The organism is Sphingomonas sp. Ag1 (assembly GCF_000980895.1).
Lineage (GTDB): Bacteria > Pseudomonadota > Alphaproteobacteria > Sphingomonadales > Sphingomonadaceae > Sphingomonas > Sphingomonas panaciterrae.
In genome coordinates this window covers 38,194-64,911 of the sequence record NZ_LAZX01000087.1, presented here as the reverse complement: position 1 = coordinate 64,911, position 26,718 = coordinate 38,194, and the positions used below count along the sequence as shown (strand labels likewise).

Genomic DNA, 26,718 nt, shown 5'->3' with positions numbered 1-26,718 from the left:
GGCGCTCGCTCTAGCCAAATGCCGCGCCGCGGCGTCCTGCTATCCGATGATATTCGCCGGTGACGTCCGCCGCCCGAACCCGGCCGCCGACCGCCGCACCGGCGCCGGCCCCGCCTCGCGCTCCAGCAGCGCCAGCGTCTGGGTGAACAGCGGGCGCAGCGCGACCACATCCTCCAGCACGTCCTCCGGCGTATCGCGCGTTTCGACGCAGTCGCGCCCCATCGTCTCGATCCGCTCCGCCAGTTCGGCCAGCGGCGCCGCGCCGAACTGCCGCGCCTCGCCCTTCAGCGTGTGCGCCGGGATTATCAGGCCGGCCGCATTCTTGGCGCGCATTGCCGCCTCGATCGCTGAAACCGACTTGATCCCGTCCTCGCGGAAATAGCCCAGGATGCGCTGGAATCCCGCCCCAAGCTCCGCCCTGGCCTTGGCAAAGGCTTCCCGGTCCACCAGGATTCCCGGCTCGAGTGACACGCTTGCTTCCCCCATTGTCGCATCTCGTGCGATCGTTGTTCGCCGCCCGGCCTAGGCCATCACGGTAAACAGCAGGTAAGCGTCAGCTACCGAACGGATTTTTGGGCGCGCGCAGCGTCAACCGGATCGGCACCGCGCCAAAGCCCAGGTCGCGCCGCAGCGAATTGACCAGATACCGCTCGTAGCTGGCCGGCAGCTGGTCCACGCGCGTGCCGAAGATGACGAAGCTGGGCGGGCGCGTCTTCACCTGCGTGACGTAGCGCATCTTGATCCGCTTGCCGCCCGGCGCGGGTGGCGGGTTCGCCTCGATCGCACGCTCGAACCAGCGGTTGAGTTCGCCCGTCGGCACGCGCCGCGACCATGCCTCGCGCGTCTCGAACGCGGCGGCCAGCAACTGGTCGATGCCGCGTCCCGTCATCGCCGACACGGTGATCAGCGGCACGCCCTTCACCTGGCTCAGGCCATCGCCCAGCGCCGCCTTGACGCCGTTGAACAACGACGAGGGGTTGTCCGCGACGTCCCATTTGTTCAGCGCGATGATCAGCGCGCGGCCTTCCTCCAGCACGCGGTCGGCGATGCGCAGGTCCTGCGACTCCAGCCCCAGCGTCGCATCGAGCAGCAGCACCACGACCTCGGCAAAATCCACCGCATGCAGCGCATCGGCGACCGACAATTTCTCCAGCTTGTCCTGGACCTTGGCGCGCTTGCGCATCCCGGCCGTGTCGATCAGCCGCACCGGGCGGCCCTGCCACTCCCAGTCGATGGCGATCGAATCGCGCGTGATCCCGGCCTCGGGACCGGTGATCATGCGGTCCTCGCCCAGCATCCGGTTGACCAGCGTCGACTTGCCGGCGTTCGGCCGCCCGACGATCGCCAGCTTCAGCGGCGCGGCGGGATCTTCCTCGTCCTCGTCGGGAACGTCCTCCTCGTCGCGCTCCAGGTACGGCAGCAGCGCCTCGAACAGGTCCGCGACGCCCTCGCCATGCTCGGCGGACAATTGCACCGGATCGCCAAAGCCAAGCGCCAGCGCTTCCAGCACGCCCTGCTCGCCCGACCGGCCCTCGGCCTTGTTGGCGACCAGCACGATCGGCGTGGTCGATCCGCGCAGCCAACGGCCGATCTCCTCGTCCAGCGGTACGATGCCGGCGCGCGAATCGATCATGAACAGCGCGACATCGGCCTGCGCCACGGCGGCCTCGGTCTGCATCCGCATCCGCCCGGGCAGCGACTGCGGGTCGTGATCCTCATAGCCCGCGGTATCGACCACGCGGAAATCGAGCCCCAGCAGGTGCGCCTCGCCCTCGCGCCGGTCGCGCGTCACGCCGGGCCGGTCGTCGACCAGCGCCAGCTTCTTGCCGACCAGGCGGTTGAACAGGGTCGATTTGCCGACATTGGGTCGGCCAACAATCGCAACAGTGGGAAGACGTGCCATCACGTGCCCCTACAGCGCCCCGCCCGACAGCGGAAGCCGCAGCGTGCTGCTCGCAGGAGCCGGCATCACTGCCGGTCCCCGATCAGCGATAGGCCGACAGCCGCCCCTTCTGGTCAAGGACGTACATCGTCTGGTTGGCGACGACGGGCGACAGCGTGAACGGCGCGCCGTTGTCGATCGTCACCTGAACGCTGCCGTCGGCCGGCGACGTGCCGACCAGCTGTCCGCGCGAATTGGTCAGCCACAGCCGGTCACCGGCCAGCACCGGGCCGAACCAGGTATAAGGGCCCTTGCGCTTCTCGACATTGCGATAGGCCTGCAACTGGTTGATCCAGCGCACCTTGCCGTTGGCCCGCGACAGGCAGACCAGCCGCGCATCATCGGTGACGATGAACAGCCATTCGCCGGCCAGCCACGGCGTCGTGATGCTGGCGAAATTCTGCTCCCACAGCCGCTGGCCGGTCGCGATCTCCACCGCCACCATGCGCCCGCCCTGCCCGACGGCGTAGACGCGGCCGTCGGCGATCACCGGCTCGGCATCGATATCGGCAAGGCTCGACACCGACGTCGACGAACTGGTGCGCGACAGTGCGTCCTGCCACAGGGTGCGGCCGTTCTCGTAGCGATAGGCGTTGAGCTCGCCCGAGGAGAAGCCCGCAACGATCGTGCCCGATGCGGCCGCGGGCGCCGCGACGCCGAACACGCCCTGCGTCTCGACGCTGGCGGTGGCCGTCCACACGACCTTGCCGTCATTCTGGTCGAGCGCGAACAACTGATTGTCCTGGCTCAGCACATAGACCTGGCCGTTGGCGACGGTCGGCGCGCCGCGCAGCGGACCGCCCGGCTTCGACCGCCATACGACGGCGCCATCGGTCGCGTTCAGCGCGACGACATCGCCCAGCCCGTCGGTCGCATAGACGCGCCCGCCGTCAAAGCTTGCCCCGCCGCCGAACAGCGCCGCCTTGTTGGCGTCGCCATCGGACAGCGCGGTGGTCCACTGGCTTGCGCCCGTCTCGGCGGAAAAGGCATGGACGTTCGCTTCCACGTCGACGACGAACACACGCCCTTCGGCGATGACCGGCGCCGCGCCCAGCCGCTGCCGGTTGGAGCCGCCGTTGATCGATGCCGTCCACACGCGCGCGGGCGATGCGCCCAGCGCCAGCTGGCCCATCGACTTGGCGGCATTGCCGCCCGGCTGGGCCCATTCGGTGTTCACCACTGCGGGCGGCAACAGCACCTGGACGCCGGCCAGCGACGGATCGACCTCCGCCGCGCTTTCGGCCACCAGGATCGGAACGCGGTTACCGACCGTCGGCGTCTTCTTGGGCGAACCCTTGAACACGCCGCAGGCGCTCAGCCCCATCAGCGCCGCGAGGGCGATGGGCGCGGCAATCGATCTCTTCATTGCTTCGTCACGTCCTCTTTCGTGCCTGCCTCGGCCGGCACGGCATCGACGCCCAATAGGCCCGCCATCTGAACTGCGCGTTGACGGATCGACGGCGGCACCTGCTCCGCCTGGGCGATCTGCCCGAACAGCCGACCCGCCAGGTCGCGCTTGTTCTGCTTCAGATAGGCCATTGCCACCAGTTCGCCGGCGCTGCCGAAATACGGGTTCTCCGGCACCGCGATCGCGCGCAGCCGCTCGACCACCTGCTCGGGCTTCAGCGAATCATATTCCGCGCTCGTCTGTCGGATCAGCGCCAGGTCGCGGAACGGTTCTGCCAGCGACGTGTCGGATGCGATCGCGCCGAACTTGGCAGCCGCACCTTTCAGGTCGTCCTTCTGCAGCAGCAGGTCGGCCTCGGTGAACAGCGCCACCGCGCGATAGCCGGGCGCGCTGGAATCGGCGAGCTTGGCGAGCTCCGGCGACGCCTTGGCGGCATTGTTGGCCGCCAGTTCGTCCCAGACCAGCTGAAGCTGCTCGCCCTCGCGGCCGGCGGCTTCATTCTGCTGGTGGCGCCAGAACAGGTAGCCGGCAAAGATCGCCAGGCCCACCACCAGAAGAATGGCAATCGCCAACCCCCAGCGTTTCGCCAAAGCGGCCGCCTGCTCCTTGCGGAGTTCCTCGTCGACTTCACGCAGGAAGGCTTCGTTGTTTTGCGGCGTCAGCGCCACGGCTTACTCCAACTTGTCGGAAAGGCGGCGGACGATACGCTCACCGCTGGAAAAACAAAAGCGGCTCAGGATTTCGGAACGTAGATCTGGTCGGCGCCCGGAAATGCCCGTTGCCGCACCTCATCGGCATAGCTTGCGGCGCGTTCGCCGATATAGCCTGCCATGTCGCCATAACGCTTCACGAACTTGGGCACGCGCTCGAACATGCCCAGCATGTCCTCGGTCACCAATACCTGGCCGTCGCACTCCGCAGAGGCGCCGATGCCGATGGTGGGAATCGCGACCGAGCGGGTGATCTCCACCGCGATCGGCTCCATCACGCCCTCGATGACGATCGAGAAGGCGCCCGCCGCCGCGACGGCCTGCGCATCGCCGACGATCTTCTTCGCCTCGGCCTCGGACCGGCCGCGCGCGCCATAACCGCCCAGCGCGTTCACCGCCTGCGGCGTCAGCCCGACATGCGCCATCACCGGAATGCCGCGCTCCGACAGAAATGCCACGGTGGGGGCCATCGCCGCCCCACCCTCCAGCTTCACCGCCGCCGCGCCGGTCTGCTTCAGCAGCCAGGCCGCGCTTTCGAACGCCTTTTCCGGGCTCGCCTCATAGCTGCCGAACGGCATGTCGACGATGACCATCGCATGATAGCTGCCGCGCACCACCGCGGCCCCGTGCGCCGCCATCATGTCCAGCGTGACGGGCACGGTCGAAGGAAGGCCGTAGATCACCTGACCCAGGCTGTCGCCGACCAGCAGCATGTCGCAATGCGGATCCAGGATCTGCGCCATGCGCACGGTGTACGCGGTCAGCATCACCAGCGGCTCCTTGCCCTTGCGCTGGCGCACGGCGGGAACCGTCACCCGCTTCATCGGTGTCGCCACCGGCGTTGCCCGGCTGGTCGAGCTGTCGATCGTGAAGGTCGTGGACATGATGGGCGCTTAGCGGGTTCGTGCCGGGCAATCCAGCGGCAGACCTCAGTTCCCCTGCGCTCCCTCCTGCGCCGCCTCCTGTCGGCCCGCGGCTTCCAGCGCCTGCTGGAAACCATCCGGCGAAAAACCCACCGCGATCACGTCATCGACGACGAGGATCGGGCGCTTGATGGTCGATGGGTGCTCCTGCATGATCCGCAGCGCCGTTGCCGCGTCCAGCGACGCGCGCTCCTCCTCGGGCAATTTGCGAAACGTCGTGCCCTGCCGATTGAGCACCCGCTCCCATCCATGCTGCGCAATCGCGCGGTTCAGCACGTCACCGTCGACGCCATCGGTCTTCCAATTGTGAAAGCGATAGCCGACCGCCTGGCCGTCCAGCCACACCCGCGCCTTCTTCACCGTGTCGCAATTCGGAATCCCGTAAACCGTCGTCGCCATCATCACCCTCGTCACCTTCAGCAGCGCTGATAGCGGTTTGTGACCGCAAAAGCAGTCGGCGTTCTCGCGCGCCAGGTGCAGGCGCGGCAGGTTCGGCGAGGCATGGCTCTGAGTCGGCCGGAAACGCACCGTCAGCTTGCGACTGTCATGACGGTCACACCAGACCAGCTTCGCCTCCTCGGGGGCTTCAACGCGGATTCGGTACTGCGGGACTTATCCGCTAGCCATCTCATCTCGCGACCCAGCAACCGGGGCGGCAAGGAAGGCAGGAAGATCCAGAAGATCACCAAGGCTTATGGAATTGGCGATGAGCGTGGGGTGTGGCGAATACCCGGCATGCCAGGCTTTGGGCTCAACCGGGTTCCGCGCGATACTCATGCTGAAGAGGCGCCGAGGATGCGGCGATCGGTTGTCGGGTCCGGCATGGAGCAGGTCACTTTGATATAAGATGACCGTACCCTTACGGGGCGCCGTCTGCACCAAATGGAACATTTCACTGAGCACATCGCGATGCTTATAAAGCCTCCATAATGTCCTTGGGCCCAGGTTCCGAATACTGAATTGCGAGTTCTTCCCCAAGATGAAGCGCATCAAATTCGGCTGATGCTCATCCCACGCGCTGGAAAATACGCGATCACGGAATTCGCCCCACGCCAAGGATGTCTTTCCTTGTTTGAGCATTCTCCACAGCTTCGCCAGGTTGTAGCAAAGGATGGAGGCATTACTTTTTACCCGAAACAGCTCCATTAGCTCATGAGCCGTGGCGCCACGCCGCTCTTCGGCGCGGCCGTCCAAGTGCGTCCCCGGAATGAACACCGTCCCGCCTTGAGCCTCTGATACATCTGCCACGGCGGCAAAGAGACTGATTACACCGGCTGGATCACGGTGAACATATTGATGCGACGAGCCAATATAGCTGGTCAATGTGGTGACCTCCAGCAGCGGATGCGTTCGGGCACAATAGGTTGAGATGACGGGTTCAATGCGCTGCGCCAACATGGCAGCAAAGCTCAATACCGGCATCGTCGAAGGCAGAGAGCAAAAGTCGCGACGCACGTAACGATTGTCAGTCTCGCTGGCGAATGAGCCCCGGACGCGATCAGGATCCTCGATTGTTTGACGAATCAGTTCTAGGCCAACATCTGATTCCTCGTCCGACATCAGGTCCGTGAAGATGACGAAGCCCTCCCGGTTCATCACCGTCAGGGCTTGTTGAACGCAGGCGTCCGTCAGCTTGCCGTCCGCGTTCAAGGTAGCGGGCACTTCAAACAAGGACATTTCATTGCGGGTCTCTAACTTCATGTCCGCTGCCTCATTTTGATCCGGCATTCGCCTTACGACCCACCTTTTCGGTACACTCATGCCTGATGTGTCGAAGACTGTGGGCCAACTCATGGCGACGCGCTAAATCACGTTATCGGGGACGGCGCGGCGCCATGGGGGTGCGTCACCGGCCGACGGCGAATGCTGCCGCCGCGACGGCGGCTGCGGTGGCGACCTGCGCGACGATCCGATTGCGGTGCCGGCGCGCATCCATGCTCGTGGGCAAGTCGGTACGCGCAAGCTCCGACTTCGGTCCCCATTTGAAGCTGAGGAGCCAGCCGAGGGGTGAGCTTCGCACGATCAACAGGTCGATCATCTGCGAACCCGGCCGCGCGCCCATCTCCTGCTTGTAGCCGCTATCGCCAACGCCCAGGTCTACCGTCTGGACACCCTGACCGGCAGCCCACTGAAGCTGGCGATATGTGACGATCTTGCCCGGCCGGGCCGCTGCGAAGCGCTCGTCATAGCTGCTGGCGATGCTGTACTGACGCTCGCCTGCCCGAAGATCGAAGGAAAAGGCTGCCGGCTCCCCGCCGACGGTCAGGATGGTCGCGGAGAGAGCCTCCGCAATTTGGGGATCGCCGACTGCACGGCGCCACAGCGCGCATTGACCAGCCGCGAGAAACTGAGCGCCCCTGCCATCGCTTCTTCGGCCGACCCAGCTATTCGCCTCAATCGCAGCCAGCGCCTCAAAGACGCCTTCGTTCCAGGCGGACCCGGTGACGAAGCGAACGTGAAGCTCTCCCTTTTTCGCCAGTTGCCGCTCGTAGTTTTCCAGGCGCCGGCGTGTCGATTTTCTCGGCCAGCCGCCGCTATCGATCTGATCGCGCAGGCTAAGTACGAAGGTCTTCCCGAGCGTCCGAACCAGAACCGTCCAGCCCGAGCGGACCGCGGCCTGTTCCAGCATCGCGACCGCCAGATCTTCTCTTAGCACCGGACCCACCCGCCACACCGGCGAGAGTGCCCGGCGCGCTCGCGGCGCTGACAGCAACGCCTGTAGCTCGGCCGGCTGAGCATCCGCGGCCACAGCGATGGAGCGGAACGGCCAGTAACTGCCCGGGACGGCGCGGATGCCCATCAAAGAAGGCCCAAGGCCGGCAAAGGGTATGGCAGCGACCGTGCTGCCGTCCGGCCGCATCGCCAGCACCGTCCGGGCATCAGTCGCATTGGCCGCCTTGAACCAAGCCGCGCCCATGAAGCAGGCCCCGGACCAGAGTCGCGACGCCGGTGCGTCCAGCTTCGGCGAAATTCCGTGGGCGACTTCGACCCGAATGTCGGCTTCCGGTACGATGCGGCGTTCTACCACGTGATGCTCCCTAACATCGCCGAATAGAATGAGAATCAATAAGATTGCGCTAAGGATGTCATCGCATCTTTGGTCGCGCGCATCCCTACTCTCCGCCGCCGCAGCTGTCCCAAGCGCAATTCCGCAAGCAAAAAAAGCTAAGGGCTACGTCCGGTCATAGCTGTCATCAGATCAAATGACGGACGTAGCAAGACAATCGTCAGCCGGAGCGAGCGCTATTCGGGCGGTGATGCGCCGGTACTTACGTCAGCGTCGTATCAGCCGCATCCGGGATCATGCCTCGCGCTTCACCTGCCCAGCCAGCGCGACAACATGGTTTCCACGGCAAATATCCGCTAAGGTCCCGGGGTGTCGAAATGCTGCCCGTCGCAGGACGGGAATGCGGCCGGCGCCCCGCACAGTTGCCTTCTGTTAGGAACTTGTCGGTAGGACGTGTTCGGGGCGAAGGTGATGAGGGGGAAGTTGGGGCAGGTGGCGAACGTGAGGGCATTTCTGTGCGCGTTGCTGCTGTTGGTCGCCAGCCTCCTTCCGCAGGGTGCCGCAGCGACAAAGATCGGCCTGTTGCGCACCGCCTGCGTCACCAGCCTGCCCGACGGCACCACGCCGCAGGACATCGCCGCTGCGCCCTATGCCTGTGGCGACCGGGCGGACACGCGCCAGCACGAATGGATATGGCTGCGCCTCGATCACAAGCTGCTGAACGGGCTCGCCCCCGGCTGGCACTTGCTGGTCGATCAGACCCGCTTCGACAAGATTTCGGTGCTGGTGGTCGACCGCCACAGCACGCGGCGATCCACCTGGTCGGCCGGCGAACTGGGGGAAAATTGGGCGGCGGGCGGCTTGCTCAGCTTCCCCGTGGCAAGCGCCGGGTCGGACACCCGCGCGCTGTATCTCGGCTTTCGCAAGCTCGACACGCTGTCCTTGATGCGCAAGGTCGTGGCCGTCTCGCCCGACACTGCGTTTCGCGACGATGCGCGCTGGCTGATCCTGATGGGGCTGTTCACCGGCGCCCTGCTGTCGGCGCTGCTCTACAATGCCGTGATCCATGCCGGGCAACGCTATGCCTTTCAGCGCTGGTACCTGCTCTGGCTCACTGCGGCGCTCGCTTATGGTCTGACATGGACCAACATGGCCGCCTTCGTCTTCCCGTGGCTGGTCGGCCCGACGGGAGTACGGCTCGATTTCACCCTCGTCGGCCTGATGGTCGCGGCGGGCAACATGTTCTTCTTTGCGGTGATCGAACGCGGCATGCTGCCGCGGCCGCTGGTGGTCGCCGGCCGGTCGCTGGCGCTCGCCGGCGCGGTGCTCGGCCCGCTCGCCGCGGCCGATATGTTGCTGCCGCCCATCATCACCGATCGCCTCTTGAACTATGCCATTGCAGCGACCGGCGTGACCGTCGCGCTGTCGTGCTGGATCGCGGTCCGCCGCGGCAGCCGCGTCGTGTGGTTCTACATGGTCGGCTGGGGCCCGGTGATCTGCGTCTTCCTGGCGCGGCTCGCCCGCAACCTGGGCTTCGCGCCGCAGAATGATTTCGTCGATATGGCGACCTTCGCCGCGCTGGCGTTCGAGGGGCTGATCCTCTCGCTGGCGATCGCCGACCGCTTCCGGATGCTTCGACAGGAGCTCGAACTGTCCCGCCAACGGCGAGAGATCGTCCAGGCGGAGGCGAATGCGCTGCGCACCGCGGCGCGCACCGACTTCCTCACCGGCCTCGCCAACCGCGCCGCCTTCAAGGACGAGGCGGAGGAACTGATCTTCGCCGGCACGCCGTTCACCTTGTTCCTGATCGACGTCGATTACCTGAAGCATACCAACGACCGCGTCGGCCACGCCGGCGGCGACATCCTGCTGCGGGAGATCGCGCGCCTGCTCTCGACCGGTGTCGCGCAGGTCCCGGGCGCGCAGGTCGCCCGCATCGGCGGCGACGAATTCGTCATCCTGTGCCCGGGCGGCGAGGCATGTGAAACCGTGCTCGCCCGCGCCATCGCCGCGATGCAGGGCGCCCCGTGGCATTTCATGGGGGAGGAGCGCACCATCTCGCTCAGCGTCGGCTCGGCACGCTATCCCGAAGATGCGACGACGCTCGACCTCCTGTACCAGAACGCCGATCTCGCGCTCTACAATGCCAAGCGGCTCGGGCGGATGCGCTATTATCGGTACGATCCGCTGCAGCGCGCGCTACGCGACCTCCAGGTCGAATTCAGCAACGACGCCCACCGCGCGCTGGAGCGCGGCGAATTCGCGCTCCACATGCAGCCGATCGTCACCCTCTCCTCGGGCGCGGTCTGCGGCTATGAGGCGCTGCTGCGCTGGGACCATCCCGAATATGGCATGATCACGCCCGAGCGGTTCGGCGATGTCCTCGTCGCGGAACGGATCGGGCTGCTGATCCAGGAGCGTGTGCTCGATCTCGCGCTGGCATGGATCCGTCGTCACGGCCCCTCGATCGGCACGCTCAGCGTCAATTTCACCGCGGCGCAGCTCGTCGGCCGGCGCGCCGCGGATCGCGTGCTCGAACGGCTGCGCTATCACGATGTCTCGCCCACGCTGCTGTGCATCGAGGTGACGGAGGGCGTGATGCTGGATCGTGGCGCTGATTCGATCCTCGCCAACCTGCGCACCCTGCACGAGGCGGGCATTGCCATCGCGCTCGACGATTTCGGCACCGGCTACGCCTCGCTGGTCCACCTGCGCCAGATGCCGGTCGATCGCATCAAGATCGACCGCTCGTTCATCGCCAGCATCGACGAACGCGACGGCGGGACGCTGGCGATCGTGCGTGCGATCATCGGCATGGGCCGCGGTTTGGGCAAGGTCGTGGTCGCGGAAGGAATCGAGACGGAGGCACAGGCCCACCGCCTCCGCCTCCTCGGCTGCCACGTCGGCCAGGGCTACTACTACGCGCGCCCCGCGCCCGATCCCGTGCCACAGCAACGCGCGCTTGCCGCCATGGCATGCCCGACGATCAAGATCGCCGCGGTGGAAGCCTGAACCCCGCGGCTCCTACCGCCGGGGCTACCATCTACACCCGGCGCAGCGACGCCGACCGCACGGGGATCATTCCCACTCGATCGTGCCGGGCGGCTTGGACGTATAATCATACGTCACCCGGTTGATGCCCTTCACCTCGTTGACGATCCGCGTCGACACCCGCGGCAGGAACCCGCCCGGGAACTCGAACGCCTGCGCCGTCATGCCATCGGTGGAGGTCACCGCGCGCAGTGCCAGCACGCTTTCATACGTCCGCCCGTCGCCCATCACGCCGACCGAGCGGACCGGCAGCAGCACGGCGAACGCCTGCCAGATGGCATCATAGAGCCCCGCATTGCGGATCTCTTCCAGATAGATGGCGTCGGCCTTGCGCAGGATGTCGCACCGCTCCTTGGTCACCTCGCCCGGAATACGGATCGCCAGGCCCGGCCCCGGGAACGGATGCCGGCCGACGAAGATGTCCGGCAGCCCCAGCTCGCGGCCAAGCTCGCGCACCTCGTCCTTGAACAGCTCGCGCAGCGGCTCGACCAGCTTCATGTTCATCCGCTCGGGCAGGCCACCGACATTGTGGTGGCTCTTGATCGTCACCGACGGCCCGCCGGTGAAGCTCACGCTCTCGATCACGTCGGGATACAGCGTGCCCTGCGCCAGGAACTCCGCCCCCCCGATTTTCTTCGCCTCGCTCTCGAACACCTCGATGAACGTCTTGCCGATGAACTTGCGCTTGGCCTCGGGGTCAGTGACGCCGGCCAGCCCGTTCATGAACAGCGCCTCGGCATTCACGTGCACCAGCGGGATGTTGTAATGGCCGCGGAACAGGCTGACGACCTGATCGGCCTCGCCCGCGCGCAACAGGCCATGGTCGACGAAGACGCAGGTCAGCTGGTCGCCGATCGCTTCGTGGATCAGCACCGCCGCGACCGCCGAATCGACCCCGCCCGACAGGCCGCAAATCACCTTCTTCTGGCCGACCTGCTCGCGGATCTCCGCGATCTTGGTCTCGCGGAACTCGGCCATCGTCCAGTCACCGGCCATGCCGCAGACGTGACGCGCGAAATTCTTGATCAGCCGCGCGCCGTCCGGCGTGTGCACCACCTCGGGATGGAACTGCATGCCGTAGAACTGGCGGCTCTCGTCGGCGATGATCGCGAAGGGCGCACCGGGCGACGTCGCGACCGGCACGAAGCCGGGCGCCAGTTCGCTGACATGGTCGCCATGGCTCATCCACACCTGATGCCGCTCGCCCTCGCGCCACAGGCCGTCGAACAGGCCGCAGCCGCTCTCCACCTCGACGAATGCCTCGCCGAACTCGCCGGCATAGCCCTTCTCGACTCGCCCGCCGAGCTGCAGGTTCATGACCTGCTGGCCATAACAGATGCCCAGCACCGGCACGCCGCTGTCGAACACCGCCTGCGGGGCGCGGGGGCTTCCCTCGTCGACCACCGACGCCGGGCCGCCCGACAGGATGACGCCGCGCGGCTTCATCCGTGCAAAGGCTTCTCCGGCCGACTGGAAGGGAGCGATCTCGCTGTACACACCCGCTTCACGGACGCGACGCGCGATAAGCTGCGTCACCTGGCTGCCGAAGTCGATGATGAGTATGCTGTCGAGCTGTTCCATGGCGGGCCTGTAGCGATCCCGCGGCGCGCGCGAAAGAGGGACAAACCCGAAGACGTGCCGCCCCCTGCCCCTCACATCGTCGGTCATGCCCCCAAAGGAAAAGGGGCGCCCCGGCAAACCGGAACGCCCCCTTTCTTTGGATCGGATGATCGGCGCGATTAGGCGGCCTGATCGAAATCCTCATCGGTCATGACCGGACCCGAATCCTGGCCCTTCGCCGAAACGTCGCGGTCGACGAATTCGATGATCGCCATCGGCGAGGCGTCGGACGCACGGATGCCGGCCTTGATGATGCGGGTGTAACCACCGTTACGGTCGGCGTAGCGCGGTGCCAGCACATCGAACAGCTTCACCAGCTGCGCGTCGTCGAGCAAGCGAGCATGCGCGAGACGACGGTTCGACAGGCCGCCCTTCTTGCCCAGCGTGATCAGCTTCTCGATGTACGGGCGAAGCTCCTTCGCCTTGGCGAGCGTGGTGGTGATCTGCTCGTGCTTGATCAGCGCTGCCGACATGTTGCGGAACAGGGCAATGCGGTGGGCCGAGGTCCGCTGAAGCTTACGGCCGCCTACGCGGTGACGCATGATATGTCCTTCTCTCGTTCGTCAGGGGGCCGTTTGGTCCCCATCAAAGTGATCCTTTGATGGTTGCCCTCCGGTACCCCGGGACAGGTGGGACGTGGGGCCACCCGATGTACGTCGCCCCGGCGTCATGCCGGGGCCCCGGTAACTTTTCTGCCGGACCGGCGTGGCGGAGCCACGCCGTCGGTCGGGATCGGCATTGCCGACCCGCCGGCCGGGCCTGTCCTGTCTCCGGCGCAGCCACGCTGCGCCGGTGCAGGATCAGCCCATGATTTCCTGCTCGAGCTTCTTGGCCATCTCTTCGATGTTCTCAGGCGGCCAGCCCGGGATTTCCATGCCCAGACGCAGGCCCATCGACGACAGCACTTCCTTGATCTCGTTCAAGGACTTGCGGCCGAAGTTCGGCGTGCGCAGCATTTCCGCCTCGGTCTTGCCGACCAGATCACCGATATAGATGATGTTGTCGTTCTTGAGGCAGTTGGCCGAGCGAACCGACAGTTCGAGCTCGTCGACCTTCTTGAGCAGGTAACGATTGATCTGCTGCGTGTCGCTGACCGGCTCTGCGCCGGCTGCGGGTGCCGCCACGCCGACCGGGGCCGAACGGGTAACCGCCGAATCGTCGAAGTGGACGAACAGCGCCAGCTGGTCCTGAAGGATGCGGCCGGCATAGCCCAGCGCATCTTCCGGGGTGACCGTGCCGTCGGTTTCCAGCGTCAGCGTCAGCTTGTCATAGTCCAGGTCCTGGCCAACGCGGGTCGGATCGACCTTGTAGCTGACCTGGCGGACCGGCGAATACAGCGCATCGACCGGGATCAGGCCGATCGGCGCATCGGCCGGGCGGTTGACGGTCGCCGGGACATAGCCCTTACCGGTGTCGGCGGTCAGCTCCATGTTGAAGGTCGCGCCTTCATCCAGGTGGCAGATCACCAGTTCCGGGTTCATGACTTCGATGTCGCCGGAAACGGCGATGTCGCCCGCCTTCACTTCGGCCGGGCCGGTTGCCGACAGCTGCAGACGCTTGGGGCCTTCGCCCTGCATCTTCAGCGCAATCTGCTTCACGTTGAGGACGATGTCGGTGACGTCCTCGCGCACGCCGGCCAGGCTCGAGAACTCGTGGAGCACGTTCTCGATCTTGATCGACGTGACCGCTGCGCCCTGAAGGCTCGACAGCAAAACGCGCCGCAGCGCGTTGCCGAGCGTCAGGCCGAAGCCACGCTCCAGCGGCTCGGCCACGAAGGTCGCCTTGCGCTTGCCATCGCCGCCCTTCTTCTCGAGCGCGTTGGGCTTCTTAAGTTCCTGCCAGTTCTTTGCGTTGACGGACAAGGCTCGTGTCCCCTGATGTTGGGCCAGTCGTGGGGCGCGACCGGCCTGGAAATAAAAGGGCACCCCGACTCGTCAGCCGGGGGCCAGAACCATCAGACGCGGCGACGCTTCGACGGACGCACACCGTTGTGCGGGATCGAGGTCACGTCGCGGATCGACGTGATCTGAAAACCGACCGCCTGCAGCGCGCGAAGCGCCGACTCGCGGCCCGAACCCGGACCCTTCACCTCAACCTCGAGCGTGCGGACGCCATGCTCGGCGGCCTTCTTGCCCGCGTCCTCGGCAGCAACCTGGGCGGCATAAGGGGTCGACTTACGCGAACCCTTGAAGCCCATCATGCCGGCCGAAGACCAGCTGATCGCATTGCCCTGCGCGTCGGTGATGGTGATCATGGTGTTGTTGAAGCTGGCGTTGACGTGCGCCACGCCGGCGGTGATGTTCTTGCGCTCGCGACGGCGAATACGCTGCGGTGCCTGTGCCATTTGGTAATCCTGACCTTTATTTCAAGCGGAGGCCGGGAGGCGACATGCCTGCAACCAGCCCCTCGACAGAAGAAGAAGCGTGACGCTTACTTCTTCTTGCCTGCGATCGGCTTCGCCTTGCCCTTGCGGGTGCGCGCATTGGTGTGCGTGCGCTGGCCGCGAACCGGCAGGCCCTTGCGGTGACGCAGGCCGCGGTAGCAGGCCAGGTCCATCAGGCGCTTGATGTTCATCGCGGTCTCGCGACGCAGGTCGCCTTCCACGGTGTAGCCGGCGTCGATCGCCTCGCGGATCTGGAGCACTTCCTGGTCGCTCAGGTCCTGCACGCGGCGCTCCGGTGCGATCTCGAGCTTCTCGGTGATTTCCTTCGCCTTGGAAGGGCCGATGCCGTGGATGTACTGCAGCGCGATCAGAACGCGCTTGTTGGTCGGGATGTTAACACCCGCGATACGTGCCATGAAATTCTATCTCCTCGTGCTCCACAGGGCGCGGCATGGATCACGCACCCCATCTCTTCGCAGGACCTTCCGCCACGCAGAAATGCGGCAAGCGCACTGCGCACTGCCGGACTTCAGGTGTTGGAAGGGCGGTGAATTAGGCGCGCACAAACGCCATGTCAAGCAATGGGTTCCGCATCTGGCCAGGCCTCCACCAGGCGAGGCCAAAACATATCCACGAACAGGCCGCCCGCGATGCGCGCGCCGCCATTGTTCGCCGGATGTCGCTCAGCCGCGATCCAGGATTTCCTCGATCGACCGGGTCACGACGGCAATGTCCGCCATCCCGTCGACTCGCCGCACCAGCCCGCGCGCTTCATAGATCGGCAGGATCGGCGCCGTCTTGGCGCGATACTCCGCCATCCGCGTACGGACGGTTTCCTCATTGTCGTCGGGCCGGCGCTTGAACTCATGGGCGCCGCAAACATCGCAGGTTTCCGCCACTTTCGGTTGCTTGAACCGGTCGTGATAGCCCGCACCGCAGTTCGCGCAGGTGTAGCGACCGACGATTCGCTCGACCAGCGCGTCCTCGTTCACCTCAAGCTCGATCACATGGTCGAGCGTCCGGCCACGCTCCTCAAGCAGCAGGTCCAGGGCCTCGGCCTGCGCCGCAGTCCGCGGATAACCGTCGAAAATCGCCCCCTGCCCGTCAGACAAACGGTCCAGGTTCTCCCCGATCAGCGCCGACACAATCGCGTCGGACACCAGCTCGCCCGCATCCATCACCGCCTTCGCCTGAAGGCCGACCGGCGTCCCTGCCTTCACCGCCGCGCGCAGCATGTCACCCGTGGACAGCTGAACCATGCCGCGCTCGGCCACGAGGCGCTCGGACTGCGTGCCCTTGCCCGCCCCCGGAGGCCCAAGAAGAATGATGTTCACGAAAACGTCCTCCCCTTTCGATCCACCCGCGCGTCTCAGCGCAGGCGACCGCCCTTCAGCTTCGCCTTCTTGATGAGGTCACCATATTGGTGCGCCAGCAAGTGCGACTGGATCTGTGTCACCGTATCCATCGTCACGTTGACGACGATCAGCAAGCTCGTGCCCCCCAGATAGAAGGGGATCGACAGCGCCGACACTAGATACTCCGGCACCAGGCAGATGAACGCCAGATAGGCCGCGCCGATCACGGTGATCCGGGTCAGCACATAGTCGAAATACTGTTCCGTGTTCTTGCCGGGGCGGATGCCGGGGACGAATCCACCGTAGCGCTTCAAATTCTCTGCCGTCTCCTCCGGGTTGAATACAACCGCAGTGTAGAAGAACGAGAAGAAGATGATGCCGGCGCCATACAGGAGCATGTAGAGCGGGCTGCCGTGCTGCAGATACTGGTTGAGGCTGATGATCACGTCACCCCACCAGCTCTCACCCGACACGCTCTGACCCGCGAACTGCGTGATCGTCAGCGGCAGCAGAAGCAACGACGAGGCAAAGATCGGAGGGATCACGCCCGCCGTGTTGATCTTCAGCGGCAGGTGGCTGCGATCCGCCTGAACACCGCGCGCGGTCTGACGCTTCGGGTACTGGATCAGGATCCGGCGCTGCGCGCGCTCCATGAAGCAGATGAACAGCACCAGGCCAGCGACCGCCAGGATGATGGCGATCACGATCGCCGGGCTCATCGAACCGGTGCGGCCGCCTTCGAGCAGGTTGACGATCGTCGTCGGCAGGTGCGCGACGATGCCGGCCATGATGATCAGCGAAATGCCGTTGCCGATGCCGCGGCTGGTGATCTGCTCACCGATCCACATCAGGAACATCGTACCGCCGATCAGCGAGATGACAGCAGCGACCCGGAACAACATGCCGGGCTCAACCACCGCCCCGCCCGCTTCCAGGCCGGTCGCGATGACATAGCCCTGGATCGCGGTCAGCAGCACCGTGCCGTAGCGCGTATACTGGTTCAGCTTCTTGCGACCGCTCTCACCTTCCTTCTTGATCGCTGCAAGCTGCGGCGAGAGCGAGGTGGCGAGCTGCACCACGATTGACGCCGTGATGTACGGCATCACGCCAAGCGCGATCAGCGACGCACGCTCAAGCGCGCCGCCCGAGAAGGTGTTGAAGAAGTCCAGCACACCACCCTTGGTCTGCTGAGCCAGTGCAGCGAGGCCGGTCGGGTCAATACCCGGAAGCGGCACGTAGCTGAGCAGGCGGAAGACGATCAGCGCACCGATCGTGAACCACAGCCTCTTCTTGAGGTCGGTCGCCTGCGAGAACTTCGCGAGACTGATGCTTTGCGCCATTTGGTCGGCTGCGGATGCCATCGTACGTCGGTGCCTTCGGAAACGAAAAACGGCGGAGCGGGTTATTATGCCCTGCCCCGCCGCTCATATAGGCCTGCTCGAAGGCTTGTCTAACCTAGCGAGCAGATTCTGCTCCGGTAAAAACCGGAAATCAGATCGCAAGCGGATCCAGGCAGCACCCCGACGCTGGGCCGGGGGCCGTCTGTGGTCAGTTGCCGGACTTCGCCGCCTTGTTGGCCAGACGCGCCTCGCGAGCCTTGCCCTTCTTGGCTGCCGCCTTCTCCGAAGCCGCGACGACCTCGATCACGTTGACCGAACCGCCAGCCTTTTCGATCGCTTCACGCGCCGAGGCAGAGACGCCGGCAACGGTGAAGTTCAGCTTCGCGCTGATCTCGCCCTTGGCGAGCAGGCGAACGCCGTCCTTGCCGCCACGCGCCAGGCCTGCAGCCTTCAATGCGGCGTGATCGACGTCGGTGCCGGTCAGCTTGCCTGCGTCGACTGCCTTCTGGATCGCGCCCAGGTTCACCTCGGCATAATCCTTGGCGAAGATGTTGTTGAAGCCGCGCTTCGGCAGACGCATGTGGAGCGGCATCTGACCGCCCTCGAAGCCCGCGATGGACACGCCCTCACGGCTCTTCTGGCCCTTCTGGCCGCGACCGCCGGTCTTGCCCTTGCCCGAGCCGATGCCGCGCCCGACGCGGATCTTGCGATGACGGGCGCCTGCGTTGTCCCGGAGTTCGTTCAGTTTCATGTGTGCACTCGCTTTCGCTTTTGACGCGCTGATAAAAGGAAGGGGGCCGCTTAGCCCCCTTCCCGGTATTTGTCACTAGTCAGGCAAAGGACGCTTAGTCCTGAACCTCGACCATGTGCTGCACCTTGCGGATCATGCCGCGGACCTCGGGGCTGTCCTCGAGCTCCGAAACACGGTGCATCTTGTTGAGGCCAAGGCCGATCAGCGTTGCGCGCTGGTCCTTGGTGCGACGGATCGGCGATCCGGTCTGCTTCACCTTGATGGTTGCCATGTCGGCTTACTCCGTGATGGCCGCAGCATCCGCCTCGGCGGTCTGCGAACCACCGCGGCCGAGCAGATCGGCGATCTTCTTGCCACGGCGCTGTGCAACCGCCTTCGGCGAGGTCTGGTTGTTCAGCGCCTCGAACGTGGCGCGGATCATGTTGTACGGGTTCGACGTACCGACCGACTTGGTCACCACGTCGGCAACACCGAGCGACTCGAAGATGGCGCGCATCGGGCCACCCGCGATGATGCCGGTGCCCTGCGGCGCCGAGCGGACGGTGACGCGACCGGCACCGAAGTGACCGTTCACGTCATGGTGCAGCGTGCGGCCTTCCTTCAGCGGCACGCGAACCATCGCCTTCTTGGCAGCGGCAGTCGCCTTGGAGATCGCCTCCGGCACTTCGCGCGCCTTGCCATGACCGAAGCCGACACGGCCCTTGCCATCGCCGACCACGACGAGCGCTGCGAAGCCGAAGCGCTTACCGCCCTTCACCGTCTTCGACACGCGGTTGATGTGGACGAGCTTCTCGATCAGCTCCTCACCACCCTCGTCGCGGTTGCGGTCGTCACGACGACCGCGACCACCGTCACGGCCACCGCGGTTGCCACCGGGGCCGCCACGGCCACGGCCGCCACCAGGGCCGCCACGACCACGACCACCACCGGCATAACCACCGCCCTGCGGCGCGTCATTGGTGGCGGGAGCTGCGTCCTGCTGCACCGCTTCCGGCGCGTTGTTTTCGTCAGCCATGTCTTAGAACTCCAGTCCGGCTTCGCGCGCGGCTTCCGCCAGCGCCTTCACCCGGCCGTGAAAGAGGAAGCCGCCACGATCGAACACGACCTGCGTGACGCCAGCAGCCTTCGCCGCCTCGGCAATGCGCTTGCCAACGGCAGTCGCGGCATCGACGTTCGACGTCGGACCTTCGTGGCCCTGGAGCGTCGACGCGGCAGCGACCGTGCGGCCCTGTGCGTCGTCGATCACCTGAGCGTAGATGTGCTTGCCCGAACGATGCACGGACAGGCGCGGACGGCCACCGCTGCGCGCACGAAGCGCCGTACGGTTGCGGCGACGCCGCTTCTCGAAAAGCGAAAGGCCCTTGGTCACTTCTTCTTTCCTTCCTTACGGAAGATGAACTCGCCGTCGTACTTGATGCCCTTGCCCTTGTACGGCTCAGGCTTGCGCCAGCGGCGGATCTCGGCGGCCAGCTGGCCAACCTTCTGCTTGTCAGCGCCCGAGATTTCGACCGTGGTCTGATCCGGGGTCTTCACCTCGATGCCTTCCGGCACGTCGATGTCGACGTCATGGCTGTAGCCAAGCTGCAGCTTGAGCTTGCGCCCCTGCGCAGCGGCACGATAGCCGACGCCGGTGATCAGCAGCTTCTTGGTGAAACCGTCGGTCACGCCAGTGACCAGGTTCTGCACCATGGTGCGCTGCATACCCCAGAAGGCGCGCGCCTGCTTGGAGTCGTTCGCCGGCTGCACCGAAATGGCGCCGTCCTCGAGCGTGTACTTGATCTCATCGCGCAGCGTGAGGCCGAGGGTGCCCTTGGGCCCCTTCACCGTCATCTGCTTGCCTTCGATCGTGGCAGTGACACCGGCCGGAACCGTGACTGCCTTCTTGCCGATGCGGCTCATCAGAACACCTCCGCCAGCACTTCGCCGCCGACGTTCTGCTCACGCGCTTCCGCATCGGAAAGCACGCCGCGCGGCGTCGAGACGATCGTGATGCCCAGGCCGTTCATCACGCGCGGCAGGCTCTGCGAGCCGCTGTAGATACGACGACCAGGCTTCGAGACGCGGGCGACATGCTTGATCGCCGGCTGGCCCTCGAAATACTTGAGCTCGATACGGACGCCCTTAACGGGGCCCATATCTTCCTCGCTATAGCCACGGATATAGCCTTCGCGCTGAAGCACGTCGAGCACGCGGGTCCGCAGCTTCGACGCCGGCGACACGACGCTGTCCTTACGTGCGCGCTGGCCGTTGCGGATGCGGGTGAGCAGGTCACCCAGGGGATCGGTCACTGCCATCTTGGTGTCCTTACCAGCTCGACTTCGTCAGACCAGGAATCAGGCCCTTGTTGGCCAGTTCCCGAAGCATGACGCGGGCAAGACGGAACTTGCGGTAATACGCACGCGGCCGGCCGGTGATCTCGCAACGATTGCGGATACGGGTCGGGTTCGAATTGCGCGGCAGCTCGGCCATCTTCAGACGCGCGATGAGACGCTCGGTCTCGTCGAGCGACTTGTCGTTCGCCGTTGCCTTCAGCTTTGCCCACTTAGGGGCATATTGCTTCACGAGCTTCTTGCGACGCTCGTTCTTGTTCACGGAACTCAGTTTCGCCATGGACTTAAGCTCTCTCGTTCAGTTCGTTGCCAAGGGGCTCACGCCGCCTTCTTCTCTTCTGCCGCCTCATCCCGCGGGAACGGGAAGCCGAACAGGCGAAGCAGCTCACGCGCCTCGTCGTCGGTCTTGGCGGTCGTGGTGACGATCACGTCCATGCCGCGCACCTTGTCGATGCGGTCATAGTTGATCTCGGGGAACACGATTTGCTCCTTCAGGCCGCAGGCATAGTTGCCACGCCCATCGAAGCTCTTCGGGTTCAGGCCGCGGAAGTCGCGGACGCGCGGGAGCGCGATGGTGATGAAGCGGTCGAGGAACTCGTACATGCGCTCACGACGCAGCGTGACCTTGACCCCGATCGGCATGCCTTCACGCAGCTTGAACTGTGCGATCGACTTCTTCGCACGGGTGATCACCGGCTTCTGACCCGCGATCAGCTCCATCTCGGAAGCAGCCTGCTCGACACGCTTCTTGTCCTGGGTCGCCTCACCGACGCCCATGTTGAGCACGATCTTCTCGATACGCGGAATCTCGAGCGCGTTCTTGTAGCCGAACTTCTCGATCATCGCCTTTGCGATGGTCTCGTCATACAGCTTGCGCAGGCGGGGCGTGTAGCCATCAGCCATCGATCTTCTCCCCGGTCTTGACCGCAACACGGACCTTCTTGCCGTCCTGCATTTCGAAACGGACGCGCGTCGGCTTGCCGTCGGCGGTCACGTGCGCGACCTTCGAGATGTGAAGCGGCGCTTCGAAGCGGTTCAGGCCGCCCTGCGGGTTCATCTGCGACGGCTTGGTGTGGCGGGTCGCGACGTTCACGCCGGCGACGACGACCTTGCCGTCCTTCGGCATGGAAGCGCTGACGGTGCCGGTCTTGCCCTTGTCCTTGCCGGACAGAACAATGACCTGGTCGCCCTTCTTGATCTTGGCGGCAGCCATTACAGCACCTCCGGAGCCAGCGAGATGATCTTCATGTGCTTCTTGCCGCGCAGTTCACGCACGACCGGGCCGAAGATACGGGTGCCGATCGGCTCCTCGTTCTTGTTGACCAGCACTGCGGCATTGCCGTCGAAACGGATGGTCGAACCGTCCGCACGGTGAATGTCCTTGGCAGTGCGAACGATGACCGCGCGATGCACGTCACCCTTCTTCACCTTGCCACGCGGCTGAGCTTCCTTGATCGACACGACAATGATGTCGCCGACGCTGGCCGTGCGGCGCTTGGAACCACCAAGCACCTTGATGCACTGTACCCGCTTCGCGCCGCTGTTGTCAGCGACGTCGAGATTGGACTGCATCTGGATCATCGATCCGCTTCCTTCTCTCTATGGGGTGGATACCGACCCAACCCCGCCTTAAAAAAACGACCCCGGGCGCGACAATCGCGTCCAGGGGGAGCGGCCCGGTAGCCGCTCCACAGACAAAAGGCAATGCCCCGTGGGGCCTCACCCTTGCCTGCTCTCGATCGCTCCTGCCCCTCGACTGGTCTCCGGGAATCCCGGACCCTGGCCGATACCGACAGGAGCGCCCTGGTCTTCGACCCGGGCCTGCGGCTTACGCCGAGGCCGGCTCGTCGATCTCGACCCGTTCCGGCGTCGCGTGGGTGTTGACCCGATCGACGACCTTCCAGGTCTTCAGCTTGGAGATCGGCGCGGTCTCTTCGATCCGCACGGTCTCGCCCTGCTTGTACTCATTCGCCTCGTCATGGGCGTGGTACTTCTTCGAACGGCGGATGATCTTGCCGTAGAGCGGGTGCTTCACCTTACGCTCTACGTTCACCACCACCGTCTTGTCGCCCTTGTCGGAGACGATCAGCCCGGTCAGCACGCGCTTCGGCATGGCTGTGGTCCTCTTACTTGCCGGCGGCAGCGGTGCGCTGCGCCTGCAGGGTCTTGATGCGGGCGATGTCCTTGCGGACCTCGCGCACGCGGCTCGGCTTCTCGAGCTGGTTGGTCGCCGCCTGGAAGCGCAGGTTGAACTGCTCGCGCTTCAGGTTGCCCAGCGCCTCGACGAGCTGGTCGTCGCTCTGGCCGTTGAAGTCAGTCTTGTTCGCCATCTTACTCGCCTCCGAGGTGCGACGTGTCGCCGAGACGCGCCACGACCTTGGTCTTGATGGGGAGCTTCATTGCCGCACGCTCGAAAGCTTCGGCAGCAAGCGGACCGGGAACGCCATCCAGTTCGAACAGGATGCGACCCGGCTTCACGCGGGCGGCCCAATATTCCGGCGAGCCCTTACCCGACCCCATGCGGACTTCGGCCGGCTTGCCCGACACGGGAACGTCCGGGAACACGCGGATCCAGAGGCGGCCTTGGCGCTTGATGTGACGCGTGATCGCGCGGCGAGCCGCCTCGATCTGGCGTGCGGTGATACGCTCCGGCTCCATTGCCTTCAGGCCGTACGACCCGAAGTTGAGCGCGGTACCGCCCTTGGCGTCGCCGCTGATGCGGCCCTTGAACGCCTTGCGGAACTTGGTGCGCTTGGGTTGCAGCACTTCTTCTACTCCTTAGCGGCGGTCGTCGCGCGCAGGGCGCACGCCGGAGGTCTGAGCCTCCATCATCAACCGGTCGGTAGCCATCGGATCGTGACCAAGGATTTCACCCTTGAAGATCCAGACCTTGACGCCGCACACGCCATAAGCGGTGTGCGCCTGGGCCTCGGCATAGTCCATGTTCGCGCGCAGCGTGTGCAGCGGAACGCGGCCTTCGCGGTAGCTTTCCGAACGGGCGATCTCGGCGCCGCCAAGACGGCCACCACATGCCACGCGGATGCCGTCGGCACCGAGGCGCATCGCGGACTGCACCGCACGCTTCATGGCGCGGCGGAACGCGATACGACGCTCCAGCTGATCGGCAATGCCCTGTGCGACGAGCTTCGCATCGACTTCCGGCTTGCGGATCTCGACGATGTTCAGCGACACGTCCGAGCTGGTCATCGCGCCGAGCGTCTTGCGCAGCTTCTCGATGTCCGAGCCCTTCTTGCCGATGATCACGCCGGGACGTGCAGCAAAGATGGAGATGCGGCACAGCTTGGCCGGACGCTCGATCACCACCTTGGAGATCGCCGCCTGCGGCAGCGTCTTCAGGATGTACTGGCGGATCTTGAGATCCTCCAGCAGCAGGCGACCATAGTCGGCGCCGTCGGCGTACCAGCGGCTGTCCCAGGTGCGGTTGATCTGCAGGCGCAGACCGATCGGGTTGCTCTTGTGACCCATTAGGCTTCTTCCTGCTCGCGCACGACGATCCGGAGCCGCGAGAACGGCTTGAGGATGCGGGTGGACTTGCCGCGGCCGCGCGTGGCGAACCGCTTCATGGTGATCGACTTGCCGACCGACGCCTCGGCGACGACGAGGGCGTCGACGTCGAGGTTGTGGTTGTTCTCGGCGTTGGCGATCGCCGAAGCGAGCACCTTGCGCGCATCAACAGCCATCGCCTTCTTGGAGAAAGCGAGGATGTTCATTGCGTCAGCAGCCGAGCGGCCACGGATCAGACCAGCGACCAGGTTCAGCTTCTGCGCCGAACCACGGATCTGCGTGCCGACCGAGAGCGCTTCCTTCTCGCCGACCTTGCGGGGGGACTGAGGCTTGCTCATCAGCGCTTGCCCTTCTTGTCAGCGGCGTGACCCGGGAAGTAGCGCGTCGGCGCGAACTCACCCAGCTTCATGCCAACCATGTCCTCGTTCACCGAGACCGGCACGAACTTGCGGCCATTGTACACGTTGAACGTCAGACCGACGAACTGCGGCAGGATGGTCGAACGGCGCGACCAGGTCTTGATCGGACCCGAACGACCGTTGCTGTCCTGCGCCACCTCTGCCTTCTTCAGCAGGTGAAGGTCCACGAACGGACCCTTCCAGACGGAGCGAGCCATTACTTCTTCCTCGCGTGACGGCTGCGGATGATCATCTTGTCCGTCGCCTTGTTGTGGCGGGTGCGCGCACCCTTCGTCGGCTTGCCCCACGGGGTGACCGGGTGACGGCCGCCCGAGGTGCGGCCTTCACCGCCGCCGTGCGGGTGGTCGACCGGGTTCTTCGCGACGCCACGGGTAAGCGGACGCTTGCCCATCCAGCGGGTACGACCCGCCTTGCCGAAGTTCTGGTTCTGGTTGTCGGGGTTCGACACCGCGCCGACCGTCGCCATGCACTCGCTGCGGATATAGCGCTGCTCGCCCGAGTTCAGGCGAACGATCACCATGCCGCGATCACGACCCACGACCTGCACATAGGTGCCAGCCGAACGCGCGATCTGACCGCCCTTGCCCGGCTTCATCTCCACATTGTGGACGATGGTGCCGACCGGAACCTGGCCCAGCTCCATGGCATTGCCCGGCTTCACGTCGGTCTTCTTGGCCGCGATCACCTTGTCACCGGCAGCGAGACGCTGCGGCGCGATGATGTAAGCCTGCTCGCCGTCGGCGTAGCTGACCAGCGCGATGAACGCCGTGCGATTGGGGTCATACTCGAGCCGCTCGACCGTACCCTCGGCGTCCCACTTGCGACGCTTGAAGTCGATGTAGCGATACTTCTGCTTGTGGCCGCCCGCGATGCCGCGGCTGGTCACGTGACCCTTGTTGTTGCGACCGCCGCTCTTGCGCTTGCCTTCGGTCAGCGCCTTGACGGGCGCACCCTTGTGCAGCGTCGAGCGGTCGATCAGGACCAGGCCACGGCGAGCCGGGCTGGTCGGGTTATAATGCTTGAGCGCCATCTCAGTTGGCCCCCTCGGTGACGTCGATCGACTGCCCGTCCTTGAGCGTGACGATCGCCTTCTTCATGTCCTGGCGGAAGTACGGAGCGCCCTTCCAGCGCTTCGTCTTGCCCTTCTGGACGATGGTGTTCACGCCCACGACGCTGACGTCGAAGATCGCTTCAACCGCCGCCTTGATCTCCGGCTTGGAGGCCTTCTTGGCCACCTTGAACACCACGGCGTTCTGCTCGGAGAGAAGGGTCGACTTCTCGGTGATGTGCGGCGCGACAATCACGTCATAGTGACGCGGGTCGATCGCCTTCTGCTGCTTAGCCATTGAAGCGCGCCTCCAGCTTCTCGACCGCCGCGCGGGTCAGCACCAGCGTATCGGCCTTGATGATGTCATAGACGTTCGCGCCAACCGCCGGGAGCAGATCCACACCCGGCAGATTGTAGCCGGCGCGGAAGCCCTCTGCGGTCTCGCCGTCGATCACAAGCGTGCGCTTGCCGACGTTGAGCGTCGCGAAGTGGCCCTTGAGCTCCTTGGTCTTCTGGACCTCGAAGCCGTCGAGGACGATCAGCGAACCAGCCTTGGCATGGCTCGACAGCGCCATCTTGAGGCCGAGTGCGCGGACCTTCTTGTTCAGACCCGGATTGAAGTCGCGAACACGGGCACCGTGCGCCTTACCACCGCCGATGAAGACGGGGGCACGACGATCGCCGTGACGAGCGACACCGCCGCCCTTCTGGCGACCCAGCTTCTTGCCCGAACGGGCGACATCGGCGCGCTCGCGCGTACCGCGGGCAGTGCCGCGACGCTTCTCGAGCTGCCAGGTGACGACGCGGTGCAGGATGTCAGCGCGCGGCTCGAGGCCGAAGACCTCGTCCGACAGCTCGACGTCCGCCACTTCGTTCCCGGCGAAGGAGGAAACCTTGACCTTCACG

At 65.0% G+C, this 26,718-nt stretch carries 35 protein-coding genes; 1 reads left to right on the top strand and 34 read right to left on the bottom strand.

From position 1 onward, the window contains the following. Nucleotides 1–39: 39 nt before the first annotated feature. From XM50_RS07150 to XM50_RS07115, 8 genes are all read right to left on the bottom strand, one after another. Nucleotides 40–486, bottom strand: a complete 447-nt coding sequence (locus tag XM50_RS07150) for an Hpt domain-containing protein (RefSeq protein ID WP_156167198.1) — start codon at nucleotides 484–486, stop codon at nucleotides 40–42. Nucleotides 487–553: 67 nt separating this feature from the next. Beyond that, the gene (der, locus tag XM50_RS07145) at nucleotides 554–1,903 is read right to left on the bottom strand and encodes a ribosome biogenesis GTPase Der (RefSeq protein ID WP_046408597.1); all 1,350 of its coding nucleotides are present in this window, start codon (nucleotides 1,901–1,903) and stop codon (nucleotides 554–556) included. A gap of 82 nt (nucleotides 1,904–1,985) precedes the next feature. Continuing rightward, nucleotides 1,986–3,308, bottom strand: coding sequence for an outer membrane protein assembly factor BamB family protein (locus XM50_RS07140; protein ID WP_046408595.1), 1,323 nt, complete (start codon nucleotides 3,306–3,308; stop codon nucleotides 1,986–1,988). Beyond that, nucleotides 3,305–4,018, bottom strand: coding sequence for a tetratricopeptide repeat protein (locus tag XM50_RS07135; protein ID WP_046408593.1), 714 nt, complete (start codon nucleotides 4,016–4,018; stop codon nucleotides 3,305–3,307). Before XM50_RS07135 ends, XM50_RS07140 begins: the two co-directional genes overlap by 4 nt. Nucleotides 4,019–4,083: 65 nt before the next feature. Beyond that, nucleotides 4,084–4,944 (bottom strand): 3-methyl-2-oxobutanoate hydroxymethyltransferase, encoded by an 861-nt coding sequence (gene panB / locus XM50_RS07130; protein WP_046408591.1) that lies wholly within the window; start codon nucleotides 4,942–4,944, stop codon nucleotides 4,084–4,086. A 45-nt stretch (nucleotides 4,945–4,989) separates the two neighbouring features. After that, nucleotides 4,990–5,382 carry an ArsC family reductase gene (locus tag XM50_RS07125; protein ID WP_046408670.1) on the bottom strand — a complete coding sequence of 131 codons (393 nt, stop codon included), beginning with the start codon at nucleotides 5,380–5,382 and terminating at the stop codon, nucleotides 4,990–4,992. Nucleotides 5,383–5,595: 213 nt separating this feature from the next. Next, nucleotides 5,596–6,684, bottom strand: coding sequence for a phytanoyl-CoA dioxygenase family protein (locus XM50_RS07120; protein ID WP_197075448.1), 1,089 nt, complete (start codon nucleotides 6,682–6,684; stop codon nucleotides 5,596–5,598). Nucleotides 6,685–6,829: 145 nt separating this feature from the next. After that, the gene (locus tag XM50_RS07115; protein ID WP_197075446.1) at nucleotides 6,830–7,843 is read right to left on the bottom strand and encodes a GNAT family N-acetyltransferase; all 1,014 of its coding nucleotides are present in this window, start codon (nucleotides 7,841–7,843) and stop codon (nucleotides 6,830–6,832) included. Between the two features lie 618 nt (nucleotides 7,844–8,461). On the opposite strand from XM50_RS07115, the gene XM50_RS07110 reads away from it, so the two are divergent. Beyond that, a complete protein-coding gene (locus tag XM50_RS07110; RefSeq protein WP_046408667.1) occupies nucleotides 8,462–11,002 on the top strand; it encodes a putative bifunctional diguanylate cyclase/phosphodiesterase in 2,541 nt (846 codons plus the stop codon). Nucleotides 11,003–11,068: 66 nt separating this feature from the next. On the opposite strand, the gene guaA is transcribed toward XM50_RS07110, so the two are convergent. From guaA to rplD, 26 genes are all read right to left on the bottom strand, one after another. After that, nucleotides 11,069–12,622 (bottom strand): glutamine-hydrolyzing GMP synthase, encoded by a 1,554-nt coding sequence (guaA, locus tag XM50_RS07105; RefSeq protein WP_046408588.1) that lies wholly within the window; start codon nucleotides 12,620–12,622, stop codon nucleotides 11,069–11,071. Nucleotides 12,623–12,780: 158 nt separating this feature from the next. Beyond that, on the bottom strand, nucleotides 12,781–13,203 hold the full coding sequence (gene rplQ, locus XM50_RS07100; protein WP_046408586.1) for a 50S ribosomal protein L17: 423 nt from the start codon (nucleotides 13,201–13,203) through the stop codon (nucleotides 12,781–12,783). Between the two features lie 258 nt (nucleotides 13,204–13,461). Further along, entirely contained in the window at nucleotides 13,462–14,523 is a 1,062-nt protein-coding gene (locus XM50_RS07095; RefSeq protein ID WP_046408585.1) for a DNA-directed RNA polymerase subunit alpha, read from the bottom strand. Nucleotides 14,524–14,615: 92 nt separating this feature from the next. Beyond that, nucleotides 14,616–15,005, bottom strand: coding sequence for a 30S ribosomal protein S11 (gene rpsK, locus XM50_RS07090; protein WP_019516037.1), 390 nt, complete (start codon nucleotides 15,003–15,005; stop codon nucleotides 14,616–14,618). Nucleotides 15,006–15,091: 86 nt separating this feature from the next. Beyond that, nucleotides 15,092–15,460 carry a 30S ribosomal protein S13 gene (rpsM, locus tag XM50_RS07085; RefSeq protein WP_046408582.1) on the bottom strand — a complete coding sequence of 123 codons (369 nt, stop codon included), beginning with the start codon at nucleotides 15,458–15,460 and terminating at the stop codon, nucleotides 15,092–15,094. A gap of 267 nt (nucleotides 15,461–15,727) precedes the next feature. Beyond that, on the bottom strand, nucleotides 15,728–16,378 hold the full coding sequence (locus XM50_RS07080; protein WP_046408581.1) for an adenylate kinase: 651 nt from the start codon (nucleotides 16,376–16,378) through the stop codon (nucleotides 15,728–15,730). A gap of 35 nt (nucleotides 16,379–16,413) precedes the next feature. Further along, nucleotides 16,414–17,760: a preprotein translocase subunit SecY gene (gene secY, locus XM50_RS07075; RefSeq protein ID WP_046408579.1), complete on the bottom strand. Its 1,347-nt coding sequence runs from the start codon at nucleotides 17,758–17,760 to the stop codon at nucleotides 16,414–16,416. Between the two features lie 187 nt (nucleotides 17,761–17,947). After that, nucleotides 17,948–18,490 carry a 50S ribosomal protein L15 gene (rplO, locus tag XM50_RS07070; RefSeq protein WP_046408578.1) on the bottom strand — a complete coding sequence of 181 codons (543 nt, stop codon included), beginning with the start codon at nucleotides 18,488–18,490 and terminating at the stop codon, nucleotides 17,948–17,950. Nucleotides 18,491–18,584: 94 nt separating this feature from the next. Beyond that, on the bottom strand, nucleotides 18,585–18,761 hold the full coding sequence (rpmD, locus tag XM50_RS07065) for a 50S ribosomal protein L30 (protein WP_046408576.1): 177 nt from the start codon (nucleotides 18,759–18,761) through the stop codon (nucleotides 18,585–18,587). A gap of 6 nt (nucleotides 18,762–18,767) precedes the next feature. Then, nucleotides 18,768–19,505: a 30S ribosomal protein S5 gene (gene rpsE / locus XM50_RS07060; protein WP_046408574.1), complete on the bottom strand. Its 738-nt coding sequence runs from the start codon at nucleotides 19,503–19,505 to the stop codon at nucleotides 18,768–18,770. A gap of 3 nt (nucleotides 19,506–19,508) precedes the next feature. Beyond that, entirely contained in the window at nucleotides 19,509–19,859 is a 351-nt protein-coding gene (gene rplR / locus XM50_RS07055) for a 50S ribosomal protein L18 (protein WP_046408573.1), read from the bottom strand. Continuing rightward, a complete protein-coding gene (gene rplF, locus XM50_RS07050) occupies nucleotides 19,856–20,389 on the bottom strand; it encodes a 50S ribosomal protein L6 (RefSeq protein ID WP_046408571.1) in 534 nt (177 codons plus the stop codon). The genes rplR and rplF overlap by 4 nt, the downstream gene beginning before the upstream one ends. Further along, the gene (rpsH, locus tag XM50_RS07045; RefSeq protein WP_046408570.1) at nucleotides 20,389–20,784 is read right to left on the bottom strand and encodes a 30S ribosomal protein S8; all 396 of its coding nucleotides are present in this window, start codon (nucleotides 20,782–20,784) and stop codon (nucleotides 20,389–20,391) included. The genes rplF and rpsH overlap by 1 nt, the downstream gene beginning before the upstream one ends. Before the next feature lie 10 nt (nucleotides 20,785–20,794). Then, complete coding sequence (rpsN, locus tag XM50_RS07040) at nucleotides 20,795–21,100, bottom strand: 30S ribosomal protein S14 (protein ID WP_046408568.1); 306 nt, start codon at nucleotides 21,098–21,100, stop codon at nucleotides 20,795–20,797. A gap of 38 nt (nucleotides 21,101–21,138) precedes the next feature. Then, a complete protein-coding gene (gene rplE / locus XM50_RS07035; RefSeq protein WP_046408566.1) occupies nucleotides 21,139–21,723 on the bottom strand; it encodes a 50S ribosomal protein L5 in 585 nt (194 codons plus the stop codon). Further along, complete coding sequence (gene rplX / locus XM50_RS07030) at nucleotides 21,716–22,033, bottom strand: 50S ribosomal protein L24 (RefSeq protein WP_046408565.1); 318 nt, start codon at nucleotides 22,031–22,033, stop codon at nucleotides 21,716–21,718. Before rplX ends, rplE begins: the two co-directional genes overlap by 8 nt. Further along, a complete protein-coding gene (gene rplN, locus XM50_RS07025; RefSeq protein WP_017979484.1) occupies nucleotides 22,033–22,401 on the bottom strand; it encodes a 50S ribosomal protein L14 in 369 nt (122 codons plus the stop codon). The genes rplX and rplN overlap by 1 nt, the downstream gene beginning before the upstream one ends. 247 nt (nucleotides 22,402–22,648) lie before the next feature. Continuing rightward, a complete protein-coding gene (gene rpsQ / locus XM50_RS07020) occupies nucleotides 22,649–22,933 on the bottom strand; it encodes a 30S ribosomal protein S17 (protein WP_046408562.1) in 285 nt (94 codons plus the stop codon). Between the two features lie 13 nt (nucleotides 22,934–22,946). Beyond that, a complete protein-coding gene (gene rpmC, locus XM50_RS07015; RefSeq protein WP_046408560.1) occupies nucleotides 22,947–23,150 on the bottom strand; it encodes a 50S ribosomal protein L29 in 204 nt (67 codons plus the stop codon). A 1-nt stretch (nucleotide 23,151) separates the two neighbouring features. Next, nucleotides 23,152–23,586 carry a 50S ribosomal protein L16 gene (gene rplP / locus XM50_RS07010; protein WP_046408559.1) on the bottom strand — a complete coding sequence of 145 codons (435 nt, stop codon included), beginning with the start codon at nucleotides 23,584–23,586 and terminating at the stop codon, nucleotides 23,152–23,154. A gap of 12 nt (nucleotides 23,587–23,598) precedes the next feature. Next, entirely contained in the window at nucleotides 23,599–24,306 is a 708-nt protein-coding gene (gene rpsC / locus XM50_RS07005; protein WP_046408557.1) for a 30S ribosomal protein S3, read from the bottom strand. Further along, complete coding sequence (gene rplV, locus XM50_RS07000; protein ID WP_046408556.1) at nucleotides 24,306–24,683, bottom strand: 50S ribosomal protein L22; 378 nt, start codon at nucleotides 24,681–24,683, stop codon at nucleotides 24,306–24,308. The genes rpsC and rplV overlap by 1 nt, the downstream gene beginning before the upstream one ends. Beyond that, entirely contained in the window at nucleotides 24,683–24,961 is a 279-nt protein-coding gene (gene rpsS, locus XM50_RS06995; protein ID WP_046408554.1) for a 30S ribosomal protein S19, read from the bottom strand. The genes rplV and rpsS overlap by 1 nt, the downstream gene beginning before the upstream one ends. Beyond that, nucleotides 24,961–25,794: a 50S ribosomal protein L2 gene (gene rplB, locus XM50_RS06990; protein ID WP_046408552.1), complete on the bottom strand. Its 834-nt coding sequence runs from the start codon at nucleotides 25,792–25,794 to the stop codon at nucleotides 24,961–24,963. The genes rpsS and rplB overlap by 1 nt, the downstream gene beginning before the upstream one ends. A gap of 1 nt (nucleotide 25,795) precedes the next feature. Next, the gene (locus XM50_RS06985) at nucleotides 25,796–26,110 is read right to left on the bottom strand and encodes a 50S ribosomal protein L23 (protein WP_046408551.1); all 315 of its coding nucleotides are present in this window, start codon (nucleotides 26,108–26,110) and stop codon (nucleotides 25,796–25,798) included. Next, entirely contained in the window at nucleotides 26,103–26,717 is a 615-nt protein-coding gene (gene rplD / locus XM50_RS06980) for a 50S ribosomal protein L4 (protein ID WP_046408549.1), read from the bottom strand. Before rplD ends, XM50_RS06985 begins: the two co-directional genes overlap by 8 nt. Nucleotide 26,718 lies beyond the last annotated feature (1 nt).